9 protein-coding genes are annotated in these 14,957 nt (G+C 72.3%); 4 read left to right on the forward strand and 5 right to left on the reverse strand.

Translation table 11 applies throughout. The features are described 5' to 3' along the window. Positions 1–94 precede the first annotated feature (94 nt). The gene (locus tag AB0G56_RS33665) at positions 95–4,126 is read right to left on the reverse strand and encodes an endo-alpha-N-acetylgalactosaminidase family protein (RefSeq protein WP_360977196.1); all 4,032 of its coding nucleotides are present in this window, start codon (positions 4,124–4,126) and stop codon (positions 95–97) included. 293 nt (positions 4,127–4,419) lie between these two features. Between AB0G56_RS33665 and AB0G56_RS33670 the strand changes: the two genes are divergently transcribed. Further along, complete coding sequence (locus AB0G56_RS33670; RefSeq protein WP_360977199.1) at positions 4,420–6,846, forward strand: glycoside hydrolase family 95 protein; 2,427 nt, start codon at positions 4,420–4,422, stop codon at positions 6,844–6,846. Between the two features lie 545 nt (positions 6,847–7,391). Continuing rightward, positions 7,392–7,910 carry an SRPBCC family protein gene (locus tag AB0G56_RS33675; RefSeq protein WP_360977202.1) on the forward strand — a complete coding sequence of 173 codons (519 nt, stop codon included), beginning with the start codon at positions 7,392–7,394 and terminating at the stop codon, positions 7,908–7,910. A gap of 48 nt (positions 7,911–7,958) precedes the next feature. Here the strand turns inward: AB0G56_RS33675 and AB0G56_RS33680 are convergent, their stop codons facing one another. From AB0G56_RS33680 to AB0G56_RS33690, 3 genes are all read right to left on the reverse strand, one after another. Further along, entirely contained in the window at positions 7,959–8,759 is an 801-nt protein-coding gene (locus tag AB0G56_RS33680) for an SAM-dependent methyltransferase (protein WP_360977205.1), read from the reverse strand. A 212-nt stretch (positions 8,760–8,971) separates the two neighbouring features. Then, complete coding sequence (locus tag AB0G56_RS33685) at positions 8,972–11,605, reverse strand: SpoIIE family protein phosphatase (RefSeq protein WP_360977406.1); 2,634 nt, start codon at positions 11,603–11,605, stop codon at positions 8,972–8,974. Positions 11,606–11,806: 201 nt separating this feature from the next. Further along, on the reverse strand, positions 11,807–12,745 hold the full coding sequence (locus tag AB0G56_RS33690; RefSeq protein WP_360977208.1) for a LysR family transcriptional regulator: 939 nt from the start codon (positions 12,743–12,745) through the stop codon (positions 11,807–11,809). Between the two features lie 70 nt (positions 12,746–12,815). On the opposite strand from AB0G56_RS33690, the gene AB0G56_RS33695 reads away from it, so the two are divergent. Together AB0G56_RS33695 and AB0G56_RS33700 are read left to right on the forward strand one after the other, a co-directional pair. Then, complete coding sequence (locus AB0G56_RS33695) at positions 12,816–13,133, forward strand: hypothetical protein (RefSeq protein ID WP_360977211.1); 318 nt, start codon at positions 12,816–12,818, stop codon at positions 13,131–13,133. Then, positions 13,130–13,876: an SDR family oxidoreductase gene (locus AB0G56_RS33700; RefSeq protein ID WP_360977213.1), complete on the forward strand. Its 747-nt coding sequence runs from the start codon at positions 13,130–13,132 to the stop codon at positions 13,874–13,876. Before AB0G56_RS33695 ends, AB0G56_RS33700 begins: the two co-directional genes overlap by 4 nt. A 180-nt stretch (positions 13,877–14,056) precedes the next feature. Here the strand turns inward: AB0G56_RS33700 and AB0G56_RS33705 are convergent, their stop codons facing one another. After that, positions 14,057–14,908 carry a putative RNA methyltransferase gene (locus AB0G56_RS33705; protein ID WP_360977216.1) on the reverse strand — a complete coding sequence of 284 codons (852 nt, stop codon included), beginning with the start codon at positions 14,906–14,908 and terminating at the stop codon, positions 14,057–14,059. Positions 14,909–14,957: the final 49 nt, after the last annotated feature.

Consider the following 14,957-nt stretch of genomic DNA (forward strand, 5'->3'; position numbering starts at 1 on the left):
CCCCAGGTCATCCACTCGACAGGGGGGAACAGTCATGCCGGGCCCGGAGGCCAGCGGCCCTCTTGCAGGACCGCGAAGAAGATAACGGGGGAGCCTACGGCCGGACGGCCGGCGGGTAACCCGTGGGCGGGTCCACCACCGTGCCGTACACGCGCATCTCTGCGGCCGCCGCGAACGGCTGGCCGTTGAGGGCGCTCAGCGCGGTGAAGCGGACATAGGAGGCGCGCACCGTGGGGAAGGAGATCCGCTGCATGGTGGGCGAGTCGACGAGCGAGCCCTTGGCGACGCTCCTCCAGGTGGTGCCGTCGTCGGAGACGGACATCTCGTACCCGGCCACGCGGCCGTTCTGGCCGCCGCCCTGCCGGTCCAGGTAGCCGAAACCGTTCACGTCGGCCGGACCGCCCAGCTTCAGCGTCACCCAGTGCGGGTAGGGCGCGTCGGAGTCGGTGTAGTCGGTGTGCCAGATGGTGCCCGGGTCGCCGTCGAGGACGTTGGCCACCGGGCCCTCCGCCGGCCCGGAGGACAGGTTCTCCGAGTCGGCACTGGCGCGCAGCGAGCCGGGGGAGAGGAGCGGTTCGCTCGCCACCGTGGCCCTGGCCTGCGCCGACACCGTCTTGCTCACCCCCGAGCCCGTGTACACGGCCGTCGCCTTCCACGTCGCCGACGTGCCGGCCGCGCCCGCCGGCGGGGTGAGGATCCAGGTCGTCTCGACGCTCGCGCCCGGTTTCACGGTGTCGAAGGCGTTGCCGTCACGGTCCTTCACCATCGCGGTCCAGCCGGCGGGCAGTCCCTCCAGCCGCACGGTGATGTCCGTGGCGTCGGTCTCCTCGTTGTCGGTGAACGTCGTGACGTACTCACCGGGCACGCCGGGGCTCAGCTCCGTACCGGCGGGCGTGGTCACGCCCGCACAGGCGGCGCCGCCGTCGACCGGGCCCAGATCGGTCACCCGGAAGTCGTCGAGCACCATGTCCGTACCGCCCGCGCCGCCCAGCTTGCGCAGGCCCACCCAGGTGTCACCGCAGCCCGCGACGATCTCCTTGGAGTACGTCGCGGTGTCCAGCGCCGGGGCGAGCGCGTCACGGGTGATGTCCTTGGAGACGACCTTGCCGTCCCCGACCCGGTCGGCACCCGTCACCCAGGCCCACTGGCCGTCGACGTTGCTCTGGTACTCGAACGAGACGGCGTACTTGTGACCGGCGACGAACGGCACCGTCGCCGGCACGGTGCGGTACACCAGCCCGGTGTTCTCCTCGTGCGCCTTCAGGGAGTGGTCCCCGTCGACGACGTCGTCCACCGCCTGCCCCTTCAGGACCCCGGAATCGTAGGGCGAGTGCGTGTTCTTCCAGCTCTTCTGGCTGTACGGCGCGTGCAGCCGGCTCACGCTGGTGCGCGGGTCGGTGACGCCTCCCGCGTCGCCCTTCACGAACGGCCCCCAGCCGGGCCGGTCCCCCTCGAAGTCGTCGTCGGCGATCACGGACCCGCCCGGCGCCGGTGCGGAGGTGTCGGCCATGACCCGTACGTCGTCGACGGTGACCGCCGCCTGTCCGGCTGCCGCCGCGACCGACACGGTGACCTGGCCGCTCGCCGGCGCGGTGAAGGCGATGGAGGCGCGCTGCGCGTAGGTGCCCTGCTTGGCGTCGGCGGCGACCGTGTTGCGCAGCGGTGTGGTGTCGAAGGCGTTGCGGGCCGACACGTTGTGGCCGCTCACGCCGAGGGTGACGGCGCGGCGCTGCCCGGCGGCGACCTCGACGTCGGCGCTCAGCGTGTACCGCTTGCCGGGCGTGAGGCCCTTGACCCGCTGGGAGAGGCCGGACGCGCCGGTGCCGAGCCGTGCCACGTTGTCACCGGTGGCGGTGCGGGCGACCGCCGCGCCCCGGGCGTTCCAGGCGTCCAGGTTCCCGGCGTTGAAGCCGGGGTCGGCCAGGTGGGTGCCCTCGCCGTAGTGGGCGTCGCGGTGCGGCGCCCGGTCGCCGTTCGGCGCGAGTACGTAGGGCTGGTCCTTGTCGGCGGTGAGCGTCACCTTCCCGTCCCGGGCCCGTACCTGTGCGGCCTTCACCCGGCCCTGGTCGGTGAGCTTGTAGAGGGTGAAGGAGCGGGTGGCGGCGAACTGCCCGGTCAGTGTGAAGGTGTGCGTCCCGCCCGAGCCGCTGTAGTAGTACATCTTGTCGGCCCGGCTCGGCGAGGAGGTTCCGTTCCCGCCCTTCGCCTCGCCCCACGGCAGCAGATACGTGTCGCCGTCGAGCACGACGGAGCCGTCCATCGACACCTGGCGCCTGCCGTCGGCCACGGCGACGCGGACGCCGCCGGTGAGGGTGGCGGACTTGCCGTAGTCCCAGTTCATGACCTGGTAGTGCTGGAGGAACTTGGTCGGCAGGTTGTCGGTCCAGATGTTGCGGTAGAAGGCGTTGAAGTCGTCGTGGCCGGTCCAGCCCTCGAACTCCTTGATGCTGCTGCCGCCGAGCAGCGGGTCCACGTTCCACACGTCGCGGTCGGAGTTGGCGATGAACCGGACGATGCGGGAGTTGATGCCCTTGTTGGTGGCGCCGCCGTAGTTCTTGTCGTTCGCCCAGTGCGACCACACGGAGCTGCCCTCGAACTTGTACGCCCACTCGGTGGCGACCTCGAAGCCGAGCCCGCGCAGTTGCGCGGCCAGCCCGTCGGCCAGCCAGCCGCTGGAGTAGTAGGCGTCGATGTAGACGGTCCTGATGCCCGGGGCCTGCTTGCGCAGCTCCTTGAACCGGTCGACGATCGCGCCGCTGCCCAGGTCGGTGCGCTGGTCGATGTGGTACGACTGGTTCAGCCAGTCCCAGCCATTGACCTGGCCCTTGACCAGGGCGTCGGAGAAGTTCCTGGCCTGCGGGTAGGCCTCGGTGGCGTTCACGTGCACGGCGACGTCGGAGTTGTAGCCGGCGCCCGCCGCGGTGAGTTCGTTCAGGTCGGCGAGACCGCCCGCCCGGACGTTGTAGTTGCCCCCGTAGTCGGGATGCGCCGAGTCGTGGCCCTCGTCGGCGTAGCCCTTCTCCAGCACCCACTGCCCGAGGTCGTCCGTGGCCATCGAGATCCGCTTGACGTTGTCGAGCGTCTTCAGGAACGGATTGGTCGCCTGGCTGGCGAAGTTGAAGGGGATGTGCTGCACGACCCGCTCGGGCACGCGGTCCGCGCCGAGCGGGTGGGTCATCCGGGCCCGGTAGGCGATGGCGCCGTCCTGCCAGTCCACCCGCCCGTCGCCGTTGGCGTCCGAGGCGAGCACCACGGTGGTCCGGGGCAGGGCGTAGGTCCGCACCCGCGGGTCGGTGGCACCCCGGGGCGCGTACGTGTAGGAGCCGACGGACAGTTCGGCGCGGCGCGCGCCGTTGCCGGCGTCCACGATCCGGGACTGCAGGCGGGTGTTCCAGTTGTCGTTGTTGTCCTGCGCGGAGTCGTCGGTCGCGTTGGTGATGAGGCTGGCGGCCAGACCGCTGTCGCTCACGAACCCGTAGGGCGTGCCGACGGCGGCCTTGTCCGGGGCCGTCGCCGCGGTGATCGGGACGAACTGGTCCGCGGTGGTCGTCGAGTCCGCCGAGATCCTCGTCCGGGCCAGCGTCGCGTGCGGGTCGGAGGAGTCGACCGAGACGAGCGACTGGTCGGGGAGGGCCAGTTGGTCCACGGTCGAGGCGGCGGCGCCCTCGATGCTCTTCACCGCGAAGACGACCGTCCGCCGGTCGGTCACGGTGATCGTCGAGGTGATGGTCAGGTCCGGCAGGTCGGCGAAGGTGGACGTGTAGACGGCCTGGCTGCCGTGCGCCTTCATCGCCGTGGTGGCGGTGTGCGCCTTGCCGTTGACGGTGAAGGTGTCCAGGGCCCGCGCCTGGCCGCCGAGCGTCCTGCCGTCCATCGTGTACGAGATGACCTGGGGATACTCCTCGGCCACCCGGACGCTCAGGCCCCGGGCGGTCAGTTCGACCGGGGTCGCGGGGTGGTCCGCGGGCGCGGGAGCGGCCGGCGTGGAGGCTTCGGCCGGGCCCGCGTGGGCCGGCAGGGCACCGGCCGACAGCGTGCCCAGGGCGATGAGCACGGCGGTCGCGGCGGCGGCGCCGGGTCTTGTCCGGCCGGTGCGCCGGGAACGCCGGGGAGGGTGCAGGGTCATGGGTTCCACCTGGGAGCTTCCTCGTGACTCTGAACGGGAGAGTGAGGAAGACAGTAGGGGAACGTTATCGCTAACAACAGAGTCTGGGGCCCTTTGTTTCGCCGACGAGGTTCCTTTTACGGCTACAGTCGGTAAGGTCATGGCATCGATAACAGTGCACGGTGGTGGTCCGGCTCGCGCGCCGTCGTGGACGCGTCCCTGCCCCGCCGCGCCCGCCCCACTTCCGCCGGCCCCGCTTCCCGGCGTCCCGAGTCGGCCCGTTCGTCGGTTCTCCCGAGACAGAAGGACAGGCCATGGCTGACCCCTGCGACTCCCGCCCCGCCCGCACCGCCGCCCCGGACGGCATGACCCGGCGCGGCATGCTGCGCACGGCCGGTTCCCTGGGCGCGGTCCTCGCGCTCTCCTCCCTCCCGGAGTTCACCGCCGCGGCGAGCGCCGTGCCCAGGCCGGCCTCGGCGCGACCGGTGCCGGACGAGGAGGCGGTGACCCTGTGGTACCCGAACCCGGGCAGCGAGTCCCGGATCATGGAACAGGGGTTGCCGATCGGCAACGGGCGGCTGGGCGCGCTGGTGACCGGCCACCCCTCCCACGAGGCGATCTGCATGACGGACGCCACACTGTGGACCGGCGGGGCCAACGACGCCCTCCAGTCGGACGGTCAATTTCCCTATGACACCACACACTTCGGGTCCTTCGGCCAGCTCGCCAGGTGCTACCTCGACCTTCCCGCACACACCCCCGACGCGATCACCGACTACCGCCGCACGCTGGACCTCAGCAACGGCCTCGCCCTCGTCTCCTACCGGTCTCGCGGCGCCACCTACCGCCGCGAGACGTACGCGAGCTTCCCCGACGACGTCGTCGTCATCCGGCTCACCCAGCACGGCGGCGGCTCCTTCACGGGCACACTCACGCTCCAGGGCACCCGCGGAGAGCGCGTCACCGGCGACGAGGCGGCCACCACCGTCTCCTTCACCGCGGCCCTCGGCAACGGGCTCACCTACGCGACGGCCGTGACGGCCGCCTGCGTGGGGGGCCGGGTGTCCGTCTCCGGTGCACGGGTGGCGTTCAGCGGATGCCGTGAGGTGGTCCTGGTCGTCTCGGGCGGCACCGACTACAAGGCCGACGCCGCCACGGGCTTCAAGGACCCCGGCGCCGACCCGCTCGCGACGGCCGTCTCCAAGGCACGCGCGGCCGCGGCGGTCCCCGGCAGGTCGCTGTTGCGCGCACACCTCGCCGACCACCAGCGCCTGCAACGCAGGATGAGGGTCGACCTGGGGACCTCCACGGCCGGGCAGCGGGCCATGGACACACCCGCCCGCCTCCGTGCCCGCTCCGCGCCCGGCGCCCCCGCTGATCCCGAACTGGAGGCCTCCTACCTCCAGTTCGGCCGCTACCTGGCGATCTGCGGGTCACGCGGCAGCCTGCCGCTGGGGCTCCAGGGACTGTGGGTCGACCGCAACGACCCCGCGTGGAGCGGCGACTACCACACCGACATCAACGTCCAGATGAACTACTGGCTGCCCGACCGCGCCGGTCTGCCCGAGTGCTTCGACGCGCTGACCGACTACTGCGTCAGTCAGTTGCCGTCCTGGCGGGCGGCGACGCAGAAGCTCTTCCAGGACCCCCGCAACGGCTTTCGCAACACATCCGGCAAGGTCGCCGGCTGGACCGTCGCCATCTCCACCAACCCCTTCGGCGGCAACGGCTGGTGGTGGCACCCGGCGGGCGGCGCCTGGCTCGGCAACGCGCTGTACGACCACTACCAGTACACGCGGGACCCCGCTCACCTGCGACGGATCTACCCGCTCCTCAAGGGGGCCTGCGAGTTCTGGGAGGCCCGGCTCGTCACCACGACCGTCACCGACCCCGTCACCGGGACGCCGCGGCAGGTCCTCGTCGACGACCACGACTGGTCGCCCGAACAGGGCCCCACGGACGCGGTCGGCATCACCTACGCGCAGGAACTGGTCTGGCAGTTGTTCCGCAACTACGAGGAGGCCGCGGCCACGCTCCACGTCGACGCCTCCCACGCCTCGACGATCCACGACCTGCGCACCCGCCTCCACCTGCCCCGGGTCAGCGCCACCACCGGCCGGCTGGAGGAGTGGATGACCGACGCCGACCTCGGCGAGACGACGCACCGGCACCTGTCCCCGCTGGTCGGCCTCTTCCCCGGCGACCGCATCAACCTCCAGGACTCCCCGGCCGGGATCCTGGACGGCGTCACCGCGCTCCTCACCGCCAGGGGCATGGTCAGCTACGGCTGGGGCAGCGCCTGGCGCGCGCTGTGCTGGGCCCGGCTGAAGAACGCCGACAAGGCCTACCGGCTCCTGGAGGAGGTGCTGAAGCCGTCCGTCGGCTCCAGCAACGGGGCGGCCGACAACCTCTTCGACATGTACCAGCTGAGCGGCAGCAGTTCGGTGTTCCAGATCGACGCCAACTTCGGCATGCCGTCCGCGATGGTCGAGATGCTGGCGCAGTCCCGCCCCGGCCGCCTGGAGCTGCTGCCGGCGCTGCCCCCGGCCTGGGCGGCCCGCGGTGAGGTCACCGGGATCGGGGTGCGCGGGGGCCTCACCCTCGACGTGGAGTGGGCGGCCGGCCGGGTCCGTGGCTTCACCCTGCGCGGCGCCCCGGGTACGGGGACGAGGGTGGTGGCGGGCGCCTGGAGCCGCCAGGTCACCGTGGACCGCGAGGGGACGGTCACCGTGCGGCTCTAGCCGTGCCGGCGGCGCCGACAGGCCAGGGGCGGACGGTCGCTCAGGACCGTCCGCCCCTCGTACTGTGCTCAGCCGCTCGCGTGACACAGAAGCGAACATGATGTCTAGACCTCTTGGTTCAGACCAAATGGCGAGGTCGGAGCGGCATCGTGGGCCGGAACCCCTCGCATCCAGCCGGTTCGGCGGCTTGCGAGCCGCGTTCGAGCGTGTGGGCAACCGTGGCCTCCGGTGGGCACTCTTCCACGCGGAAGCGGCTCCCTACCGTTCATCGACGTCCCGCTCGCCCGCCCCGCACGGTCCGGACCACCAGCACGCCCTGCGGCTGCCAGGCGTCTTCGCGCACGGCACGACCGCCGCCCCGCGGATCCGGGTGGGCGCCGCCTCGATCGCGCGCGTCGGGCGCCCGCTGCGTGGTGCCGGACCGCTTCCGGCCGGCCCGCTGACATGCGCAGTCGTAAAGCCGTACGGGCCGGGTACTCGCGCACCATGCCGAACGGCGGGCCTGGTCCGCCGCAGTCGATCAGCGAATCCGGAGGCACACGGGCATGAGCACGGTCAAGAAGACGGTGGAAGTCGACGTCCCCGTCCACACCGCGTACAACCAGTGGACCCAGTTCGAGTCCTTCCCGCACTTCATGGAAGGTGTCGAGGAGATCCGGCAGCTGGACGACCGCCACAACCACTGGGTCACGAAGGTGTCGGGCGTCAAGCGTGAGTTCGACACCGAGATCGTCGACCAGCTTCCCGACGAGCGCATCACCTGGCGCACCACCAGCGGCGACACCCACCAGCGGGGCACGGTCCGCTTCGAACGGGTCGACGAGGCGCACACACGTGTCGAGCTGGTGATGGACATCGAACCCAGCGGCATGGCGGAGAAGACCGGGGACCTGCTGGGGGTGGTGGACCGGCGCATCAAGGGGGACATGGACCGCTTCAAGCAGTACATCGAGGAACGGGGCGGCGAGACCGGGGCGTGGCGTGGGCGTATCGCACCGGGCGACCAGGGCGGGACGCCGGGCGGCCAGGGCGGCACCCTGGGCGACCGGCGCCGCACCCTCTGACCCGTCCGCTCCCCACCCGCCCGGGAGGCGGGCACCGCCGCCGCGGTGCTACGCCTTCCGGGCCAGCCCGGCTGCTATGAGCCGTTCCCAGACGGTGAGGTCCCGCTCGCCGTCGGGATGCCACAGGGAGGCGGGGACGATCCCGGGGTCCAGGATCTCCAGGCCGTCCAGCAGGGAGGCGATCTCCTCGTCCGTGCGCCACCGGCCGCGGCCGAACGTCTGCTGGAGCACTTTCTCGGCCTCCGCCGTCTCCGGGTTGTGGCCGGAGCGGAAGTGGCTGACGAAGAAGTAGCTTCCGCAGGGCACCTGCTCGCGCCAGTAGCGGACGATGCCCGCGGGGTCCTCCTCGTCGTTCACATGATGGAGGATCGCGCTGAAGACGACCGCCACGGGGCGGTCGAAGTCGATCAGTTCCAGGGTGTCCGGGTGGTTGCGGACGCCCTCGGGGTCGCGTACGTCGGCAGCGATGACCCGGGTCCGCTCGTCCTGCTCCAGCAGGGCACGGCCGTGGACCAGCACCTGCGGGTCCGTGTCGACGTACACCACCCGGGAGTCCGCCGCGTACCGCTGCGCGACCTGGTGGACGTTGTCCGCGGTCGGGAGCCCGCTGCCCAGGTCGATGAACTGCCGTACCCCGGTGGTCGTCGCGATCTGGGCGACGGCCCGCGTCAGGGCGGACCGGTTGGCGAAGGCGATGGCCACCGAACCGGGAAGATCACGCTTGAACACGTCCCCGATCTCCCGGTCCACGGCGTAGTTGTCCTTGCCGCCGAGCAGGTAGTCGTAGACACGCGCGATACTCGGCTTGCCGGGGTCGATGGAAAGGCCGTCATCCGTCATGGCGGCCATCTTCCCCCGAGACGGGGCCTGCTGACCATCGGTTCGTTCAGTTCGATCCCGTCGGTGGACCCGCGCACCGTTCTCGGTCCGCCCGGACCGGACTTCCGTGGCCGAGCGGCTTCTCGCCCTCGCCGACCGTCTCACACGTGTATGCGCACCGGGCGCCCGAAGGCACGAGCACGGCCTTCGGGGTGTGTCGTTGCGGAGCGCGCCCCGGCCGGTCAGCCCGGTTTCGCCGGACCTGCCGGTCTCTGCTCCGACCAGATGACCTTCCCCGTCTCCGTGTAGCGCGTTCCCCAGCGGTCGGCGAGCTGGGCCACGAGGAAGAGGCCCCGGCCGCCCTCGTCGGTCGTCGCCGCGTACCGCAGGTGCGGTGCCGTGCTGCTGCCGTCGGAGACCTCGCAGATCAGCGTCCGTTCGTGGAGCAGCCGCACCCGGACCGGGTCGGTGCCGTAGCGCACCGCGTTGGTGAGCAGTTCGCTCAGGATCAGCTCCGTGACGAAGGCCTCCTCGTCCAGTTGCCAGGCGGCGAGCCGGTCGGCGACCTCACGGCGGACGGCCCCGACGGCGGCGGGGTCGCGCGGTACGTCCCAGGTCGCCACCCGGGACGGGTCCAGGACCCGGGTGGCGGCGACGAGGAGCGCCACGTCGTCCTCGGGCGGCCCCGTCAGCAGCGTCGCCAGCACCTCCCGGCACGTCTCCTCGGGGGTGCGCCCGGCCCGGTTGAGGCTCTGCCGCAGCAACTCCACGCCGTCGTCGATGTCCCGGCCGCGGGTCTGGACGAGACCGTCCGTGAACAGCACGAGCCGGCTGCCCTCGGGCACGTCGAACTCCACCGCCTCGAACGGCAGGCCACCGACACCGAGGGGAACGCCCGCGGGACTGTCCGGGAACCGCACCGCGCCGTCGGGCAGGACCAGCGCGGGGCCTGGGTGCCCCGCCCGGCTCAGCGAGCACCGGCCCGCCACCGGGTCGTAGATCACGTAGAGGCAGGTGGCCCCGGTGGCCCCGGTGCTGTCGGCGGTGCCTTCCTGGTCGATCCGGGAGACCAACTCGTCCAGGTGCGCCAGGAGTTCCTCGGCGGGCAGGTCGAGGGTGGCGAAGTTGTGGACGGCGGTCCGCAGCCGCCCCATGGTGGCGGCGGCGTGCAGGCCGTGGCCCACCACGTCGCCCACCACCAACGCGACCCGGGTCCCCGGCAGCGGGATGACGTCGAACCAGTCCCCGCCCACCGAGGCCTCGGCCGGCAGATACCGGTGGGCGATGTCGAGCGCGCTCTGCCGGGGCAGCCCGCTCGGCAGGAGACTGCGCTGCAGGGTCACCGCCGTCTGGTGCTCACGGGTGTAACGGCGGGCGTTGTCGATGCACACCGCCGCCCTGGTCGCCAGCTCCTGGGCGAACGCCTCGTCGTCCTCGTCGAAGGCGGCCGGGTTCTCCGAACGCCAGAAGTTGACCATGCCGAGGACCACGCCCCGCGCGTGCAGGGGGACGGACAGGACACTGTGGAAGCCGTAGGCCAGGACGCGCGCAGTGCCCTCCGGGTCGTGTCGATGCCAGCTCAGGACCGCCCCCAGGTCCGTGTCCGGCAGGGAATGCCGATGGCTGCCGCCCAGGGCGGCGGTGCTGGTGGGCACGATGCCGGTCACCCGGCCCAGCGGGTACAGGGGGTGGTCGTCGCGCAGCGCCGTGAGAGCGGCCCGGCGCATCTGCACGACCCTGCCGTCCGATTCGCCCGGCTCCTCCCCCCGGAACACCGCCTCGGCGAGGTCGACGCTGGCGAAGTCGGAGAACCGTGGGGTGGCCACCTGGGTCAGTTCCCGCGCGGTCGTGGCCACGTCGAGCGTGGTGCCGATGCGCGCGCCCGCCTCGTAGACGAGCAGCAGCCGCTCGCGCACCGCCTCCGCCCGCCCCGCCACCGCCCGCAGCTCCGTGGTGTCCCGCAGGGTGGCGACCATGCCCGACGGGCCGCCGGCGCCGCCGGTGGGCCGCACGTTGACCGCGAGCAGCCGCTCTCCCACCGGCACCACCTCGTCGGTGGCCGGATCACCGGACTCCAGTAGCCCGGCGATCCGGGAGTGCAGGCCGGCCTCGGCGACCGGAGCGCCTTCGGCCTGAGACGGGAGGTCGAGCAGCCTGCGTGCCTCGTCGTTCGCCAGGACCAGCCGCCCCCGCTCGTCGGTGATCAGCACCCCCTCGCGGACGGAGTGCAGCACCGCGTCGTGGTGCTCGTACATCCGCGTCATCTCGGTGGGGCCGAGGCCGCGGGTCTGGCGGGACAGCCGCTGCTTCACCAGGGCCGCGCCGCCGACGGCGAGGAGGAGCGCCCCGGCGGCACCGGCGAGGATGACCGGCAACTGGCGGCTGACGGACTGGTTGACGTGGTTGAGCGTGATCTCGACGCCGACCATGCCGGCGATCGAACCGTCGCTGCGGAAGACGGGGACGGTCGAGTCCACCGCCGGTCCGACACTGGCGTTGAGTTCCGTCGTCTCGGGAACGCCCTGCAGCACCTTGCGGTACGGGCCCAGGATGTGCTTGCCGATGAGGTGGGGATCCGGGTGGGTGTAGCGGATCCCCCGCGTGTTCGAGACGACGACGAACGCCACGTCGGCCGCCTTGCGGATCGCCTCGGCGCGCGGCTGGAGCACGGCCGTCGGATCGGCGCTGTCCAGGGCCGCCGCCGTGCCGGGTGCGTGGGCGAACGTCTGGGCCACCGACAGGGTCCGCTGCCGGGCCTCCTGCGTGCTGTCCCGCCGGACCTGGAGGACCAGGGAGGCCGCCGCGGCCACGGCGAGCAGCGCCACGAGCACCACCTGCAGCAGGAACACCTGCCCCGCGAGGCTCTGCGCCGCCAGGTGGCGCCCGCAAAGTCCCCTGTGTCGACCCGGGGTCGGTGAGGTCCTTCGGAACAGACGCTGCAGAAGCCCACCGACCGGACGATCTGTGGCCATATCCACATTATGGGCGCCCCGCAACACGCCGTTCCCGGTTGCGCTCGGTAACGGGACTGTCGCCCGGGGTGCGGCGGCCGGGCGCCGCCCGTCACGCCTTCGGGATCACCGTGCGGTGGCACCGGAGCGGTCGGCGCCGGGCGGTGTCTGCCGTACGGGTGCGGCACCGGGCGGTGTCTCCTGTACGGGTCCGGTCCCGGGCGCGGGCCGACGCGACCGCAGAGCGGCGGCCACGAAGGACGCGACGAGCGGCCGGCGGTCCCGCGCGTTCCACGCGAGGACGAGGCGGCTGGGCGGCGCGTCGGACACCGGCAGGCCGACCAGCCCGTCGGGGACCGGTTCGACCAGCGACCGGGGCAGCACTCCGATCATCCGGCCCACCGTGATCATCTGGAACAGCTGCACCACGTCGGTGACCTCGGGACCCGTGCCGTCACCTCCGGGAACCCCCTTCCAGCGCGGCAGCGTCTCGCCCTCCAGCTCCGACAGGCGCACCGCGGCGTGCCCGGCCAGCCGGTGCCCGGCGGGGACGACTGCCACGCGGTCCTCGGAGTGCAGCGTCTCGTGGTCCAGACCGTCCAGATCGTCGAAAGGCACGTAGAGCAGCCCGACGTCGGCCCGGCCGCCGCGCAGGAAGTCCGAGCGGTCGGCGGGACCGCTGAACAGGATGTCCACCTGGCGGGCGTCGGGCTGCTGGGCGTACGCGGCGAGGATCCCCGACAGCAGGCCCGCGTCGCCGCCGGGCTTGAGCACGAGCCGCAGCCGGGTCTCGGCGTCACCGGCGCGCCGGGCGCTCTGCACGGCGGCGCTCACCGCGTTGAGCGCGTGCCGCCCGTGTTCCCGCAGCGCCTCACCTGCGGGGGTCAGCCCGACGTGCCGGCTGGAGCGGACGAACAGTGCGACACCGAGCCGGTCCTCGATCCGCCGGATCGCCTTGGACAGCGCCGGCTGAGCGATCGAGAGCCGGGCGGCGGCCCGGCCGAAGTGCAGCTCGTCGGCGACGGCCAGGAAGTACTCCAGCTCACGGGTCTCCAGTTCGATCATGCCTCCAGGTTATCGCCGGATGCCGAACCGGTCTTGGACCCGGACGGTGTTCGCCGCCGAGAATTGCCGCATGATCACCCACACGATGATCGTCTCCTTCGAGGAGCCGATCCCCGACAGTGCCCTCGATCAATACCTCTCCGACATCGAACGGGTCATGCTCGACTCCGGGTCCGTCCAGTCGGTCGTCTCCCGGCGCCACATCTCCGTCCCCGGTGAGGAGGCCGTCCCGGCGCTGATCGCGACCGCGATCGTGCGGTTCACCGTCGCCGACACCGACGCGCTGGCGAAGGCGTTCGACGCGCCCGGCCTGCACGAGCTGATCCAGCGCTGGCAGTCGCGGCACCCGTACAAGGTCGCCTGGGCGAACCACGAGGAGCCGGCATGAGCGACGTCTCGCGCAAGGTGGGGCTGGTCACCGGCGCCGGCAGCGGCATCGGCCGCGCGACGGCGCTGGAGTTCGCCCGCAGCGGCGCCGCGGTCGCCGTACTGGACATCGACGAGAGCTCGGCGGCCGAGACCACCGAGATGATCAGGGCGGACGGCGGTCAGGCGCTGGCCCTCACCGTCGACATCGCCGACGAGCACTCGGTCCGGGAGGCCGTCGAACGCACGGTCAAGGCCTACGGCGGCCTGCACTTCGCCGTGAACAACGCGGGTCTGGACTCGCACCACCGGCGGCTCGACCAGATGACGCTGGAGGAGTTCGAGCGGGTGGTCCGGGTCAACCTGGCCGGGACCTTCCTGTGCATGAAGTACGAGCTGCCCCTGCTCGAAGGCGGTGGCGCGATCGTCAACATCGCCTCCAACGGCGGTCTGTACGCGATCCCGACCGCCCCCGCGTACGTGGCCGCCAAGCACGGCATCGTCGGACTCACCAAGGTCGCCGCGGTCGACTACGCACCCGCCGGCATCCGGGTCAACGCCGTCTGCCCCGGTCCGACCCGCACGCCCGGGTTCGAGCGGGTCGCGGCGGGCACCGACATGATCGCGTTCCAGGAGTCGATCACACCGCTGGGCCGGATGGCCACGTCCGAGGAGGTCGCTGCGGCGGCGGTCTGGCTCTGCTCGGACGCCGCGTCCTACGTCACCGGGATCGCGATGTCGGTCGACGGCGGGCGGCGCGCATGACCCACCCGGTGACGGCCCGGACCACCTGATCGCACGCCGGACGACGGCCGGTCCGGCCCCGCACGGGCAACGGGCCGGTCGCCGCGACGGGAAGCCGAGACGCCGTCGATGAGCCGGCGGGGGGAAGGGCGTTCCGGACGCGGCCGGCGCCCGCCGGGCGCCCCCGTCCCCCGCTCAAGGTCACCGGGGCCGGTAGGCGGTGGCCAGGACGGAGACGGTGACCTCCTCGGGCAGGGGACCGTGGTCGTCCAGGTCCGCGCGGCTCAGGTGGCGAGCGCTCGGTGTCATCGCCACCAGATCCAGGGCCGCCCGCCCGGCAGGCAGAGCGGCGTACTCCACCTGCTCGGTGACGGCGGCCTCGAAGAAGGGGTCCAGCGCCCGGTGCAGGCGGTGCTCCTTGACCGGATCGACCGCGATCATCGCGGGCACGCGTCCGCGCAGTTCGGCCAGGTGCCGCCCGGTGGGACGCACCACGATCAACCGGCCGTCCGGGCGGAGCACCCGGCGGAACTCGGCAGGGTTGCGCGGGGCGAACACGTCCAGCACGACATCGGCGCCCGCGCCGGCCAGCGGGAAGGGACGGAAGACGTCCCAGGTCGCCGCGGCGGCCCGGTCGTGGGCGCGGGCCGCCGAGCGCAGCGCGCGCACCGACGTGTCCAGGCCCAGACCACGGGCGCCGGGCAGCCGGTCCAGTACGCCGGTCAGGTAGTACCCCGTGCCGCACCCGACGTCCACCACCGTGCCCCGCCCGGACACGGCGCCGGCCGCCAGGCGGCCCACCATGTCGCGGACGGGCGCGTACGCGCCGGTGGACAGGAACCGGTCCCTCGCCCGGACCATGGCGGCGTCGTCGCCGCTGGTGGCGCGGGTTCCCGTCAGCAGGGAGGCGTAGCCGTGGCGGGCGACGTCGAAGGTGTGACCCGCCGGGCAGCGCAGCGCGCCGCGGTCGGGGTGCAGGCGGCGTGTGCGGCACGTGGGACAGCGCAGCAGATCGAGGGAGAGCATGAGGGCAGGGGGAAAGGACACGGGCACGGGGCACTCCTGGCAGGGCTGAAGGGAGGAAGGCCGTGCCTGCACGCGC

The organism is Streptomyces sp. NPDC021356 (assembly GCF_040641015.1).
Taxonomy (GTDB): domain Bacteria; phylum Actinomycetota; class Actinomycetes; order Streptomycetales; family Streptomycetaceae; genus Streptomyces.

What these genes read in the sequence shown, in the direction of transcription:
- AB0G56_RS33665 (WP_360977196.1), bottom strand. Translation starts at nt 4,126, where the DNA reads ATGACCCTGCACCCTCCCCGGCGTTCCCGGCGCACCGGCCGGACAAGA.
- AB0G56_RS33670 (WP_360977199.1), top strand. Translation starts at nt 4,420, where the DNA reads ATGGCTGACCCCTGCGACTCCCGCCCCGCCCGCACCGCCGCCCCGGAC.
- AB0G56_RS33675 (WP_360977202.1), top strand. Translation starts at nt 7,392, where the DNA reads ATGAGCACGGTCAAGAAGACGGTGGAAGTCGACGTCCCCGTCCACACC.
- AB0G56_RS33680 (WP_360977205.1), bottom strand. Translation starts at nt 8,759, where the DNA reads ATGGCCGCCATGACGGATGACGGCCTTTCCATCGACCCCGGCAAGCCG.
- AB0G56_RS33690 (WP_360977208.1), bottom strand. Translation starts at nt 12,745, where the DNA reads ATGATCGAACTGGAGACCCGTGAGCTGGAGTACTTCCTGGCCGTCGCC.
- AB0G56_RS33695 (WP_360977211.1), top strand. Translation starts at nt 12,816, where the DNA reads ATGATCACCCACACGATGATCGTCTCCTTCGAGGAGCCGATCCCCGAC.
- AB0G56_RS33700 (WP_360977213.1), top strand. Translation starts at nt 13,130, where the DNA reads ATGAGCGACGTCTCGCGCAAGGTGGGGCTGGTCACCGGCGCCGGCAGC.